This is a genomic window from Phenylobacterium sp. (assembly GCF_030697925.1).
Taxonomy (GTDB): Bacteria; Pseudomonadota; Alphaproteobacteria; order Caulobacterales; family Caulobacteraceae; genus Phenylobacterium.
In genome coordinates, this window is sequence record NZ_JAUYOJ010000073.1 from 1 (window position 1) to 2,523 (window position 2,523).

A 2,523-nucleotide genomic window follows, 5' to 3' on the forward strand; every position below is an offset into this window, starting at 1 on the left:
CTGACCGAACTGATGGCCGAGCGCGACCGCGCGCGCGCCGGGACCGAGGCGAAATCCCAGTTTCTCGCCAACATCAGTCACGAGCTGCGCACGCCCATGAACGGGGTGCTAGGCATCCTGCACCTGTTGCAGACCGTCGAGCGCCGCGATGAGCGCGCGCGGCTGCTGAGCGAGGCTCTGGCGTCAGGGTCCAGGCTGTCCGACCTCTTGAACGACATCGTCGCCTTCTCCGATCTGGAAGCCGAGGGCTTGGTCGTCCAGCGCGAGCCGACGGAGGTGGCGCAGGTGCTGGAAGCCGCGGTGGGCCCGTTGCGCGAGCTGGCTCAGGCGAAGGGACTCTGGCTGCGTGTGCAAGGCGCGGCCAACGCCGGCGTGCTCGCGCTTGACGCCGCGCGCCTTCGCCAGCTGCTGTTCAGCCTCATCGCCAACGCCGTGAAGTTCACGGACTGGGGCGGCGTCGATGCGCGCGTCGCCATCCACGGCCAGGGCGATGCGACCCGCCTGCGCGTCGAGATCGAGGACACCGGGGTAGGTATTGCCGAAAGCGCCAAGGACGGGCTGTTCTCTGGATTCGCTCAAATTGACGGATCGACCACCCGCCGCTTCGGGGGCACGGGTCTGGGTCTCGCCATCGCCCGTCGGCTTGCCCAACTGATGGGCGGCGAAGTAGGCTTCACAAGCCGCGAGGGGGAGGGTTCGACCTTCTGGGTCGAGATCGCCGCCCCCGCCTGCGCCGAGAAGCCCGACACCGACGACAAGGAGGCGGGCTGGCTTCAGGGTCTGCGCGTGCTGGTGGTGGAAGACAATCCGACCAACCGCCTCGTCGCCACCGCCATGCTGAGTCAGCTCGGGGCGGAGGTGGTGACGGCCGAGGACGGGGCGCAGGGCGTCGAGGCCGCGTCACGTGAGGTGTTCGACCTGATCTTCATGGATATCCAGATGCCGGTGATGGACGGCATCGAGGCCACGCGGCGGATACGTGCCATGCCCGCCCCGATCTGCGCGACCCCGATCGTCGCCACCACGGCCCATGGGCTGAGCTCCCAATTGCAGACCTACCGCGAGGCGGGCATGAACGGCTGCGTCGCCAAACCGATTTCGCCCACCGCGCTGCTGACGGAGCTGTCGCGGCTGGCCAACGATGGCGGGCAAGAAGGGCAGGACGCGGTCCAGGCGAGCGCGTGACGCGAGTTCGGGGGCAGCGATGCCACCTTCTTTGCACAGGACGACAGAGCCTCGGGGCCGGAGCGGTGCGCCTGGACGCACGCCTCCCACGCACCGTCCGAAGGCTGTATCTATATCCGGAGTGTTGACTCACCGTGGGCGTGGCGCTCCGATTTCAGGATTGTCATGCCGCTGCCACCCAGGCTCCTCGACCAACTGCACGTGCTTGAGAGCGAGCATCGCGGAAGGAAGGATGCTTCAAACAGAATCATGAGCACGGGACCACGTGCCCCCGCCAGCGCGTGGGCTCGAACGTTCCTATGACTACGCCCAACCAGGCTCGTCGCGTTCGCCGCATCTTGCCGGGCGTTTCCCGCGATCATATTCATGGGCGCGCGGGCGCCGCGACATAGGGGCCGACCTGGAGCCGGGGGCAATCGGCGGCGGTCGGTTCTGAAAATCGCGGCCTCTTCAATCGCAGAGCTTTCCACGCTCGCCCCCATTCCCAGGACCAGATCAGGCCCTGCCTTGCGTGACGGAATTATTTGATTCAGGATTCCCCCTGTCGACGTGAGAGCGTCGGCAGGGGCGTGGAAACCCCTTTGCGATGACCTGAGCCTTCTGAACGCGGCTTGCGGGTGTGCGCCCTGGTGTTCGCCTTCCTGAGGAGGAAGACGAGCTCGTGGTCGCGCGAACGCGAGCCATGGCCACAACGTCCCGCGTAGGATTTCCAACAGATCGGCTGAACCGCCGCCGCCCCGCTCTGACACCAGTGGGAGCACGCGGCATGCGACGATCGCAGCGACGGCCCGAAGCGGCGCAAGCTCCGCCGTCGCAGGGTGGAGACAACGGGCTCGATGTCCTCTACCGCCGCTATGCCGACTGGCTGACGGCGATGCTACGACGCCGCTTCGGCGCGAGCATCGGCGACACGGCAGACGATCTCGTCCAGGAGACCTATGTCCGCATCGCGCCCTACGAGGCCGCTGGGCAGATTCGCCGGCCGCAAGCGTTGCTGATGCGCGTGGCCTCGAACCTGGCGCGCGACCATCTGCGGCGAAACAACGTCAGGGGCGTGCAGGTCGAGTTTTCTGGTGAGGACTCGGTGGAAGACGCTGAACGCATCGACGCCGATCAGGTCGAGGCGCTGCTCTTCAAGCAGATCGTCCTGACCATGCCGCCAGCGTACAGGGATGTGTTTGTCTTGAGCCGGATCGCCGGTTTGACCTATGAAGAAATCGCCGCGCACAGTGGGCTTTCGATCAAGACGGTTGAATGGCGGATGTCCAGGGCCCTGGCCCATTGCGCGGCGCGCGTGCAGGATTAGGCGACGGAAGACACGCCATGAGCCTTTCATCA

The 2,523-nt window shown here is 66.2% G+C and carries 2 protein-coding genes; both read left to right on the plus strand.

The window, feature by feature from the left end; genetic code table 11:
• A partial coding sequence (locus Q8Q88_RS07100) for a response regulator (protein WP_305674502.1) occupies positions 1-1,185 on the plus strand: 1,185 nt, incomplete at its 5' end.
• Positions 1,186-1,951: 766 nt separating this feature from the next.
• Positions 1,952-2,491 (plus strand): RNA polymerase sigma factor, encoded by a 540-nt coding sequence (locus Q8Q88_RS07105; protein WP_305674503.1) that lies wholly within the window; start codon positions 1,952-1,954, stop codon positions 2,489-2,491.
• Positions 2,492-2,523 lie beyond the last annotated feature (32 nt).